The sequence below is a fragment of the Bacillus cereus group sp. BfR-BA-01408 genome (genome assembly GCF_022663305.1).
Classification (GTDB): domain Bacteria; phylum Bacillota; class Bacilli; order Bacillales; family Bacillaceae_G; genus Bacillus_A; species Bacillus_A pacificus.
This window is the reverse complement of sequence record NZ_JAKUFF010000267.1, coordinates 1-264: the sequence shown is the minus strand read 5'-3', so window position 1 is coordinate 264 and position 264 is coordinate 1. Positions and strand designations below refer to the sequence as shown.

Sequence of the window (264 nt, the reverse complement as noted above, 5' to 3'; positions counted from 1 at the left end):
CTAAACCTTCACTAATTATAGTAAATTCCTTTTCACTAACATCTTTTTTAATAATTTGAGGAGCCATTTGATAACCAGAAGTCATCTTACTTTTAATAGCTAACACTTTAACATCTTTATCTGTTAAATCTTGAAGATCTTTATCTGTAACTCGTTTTCTTTTTAACTCTTCAATTTTTTTATCTAAATTTTTTCCGGTAATATCTTTATCTCTGAACTTATTTATTTCTTTTTTAGATACTAATTTTTCAGTTAGTTTCGGAT

At 25.0% G+C, this 264-nt stretch carries 1 pseudogene; it reads right to left on the bottom strand.

Features of this window, described 5'->3' with window-relative positions:
- A pseudogene (locus tag MR083_RS27255) lies at nucleotides 1-264 on the bottom strand (penicillin-binding protein); the annotation flags it as partial.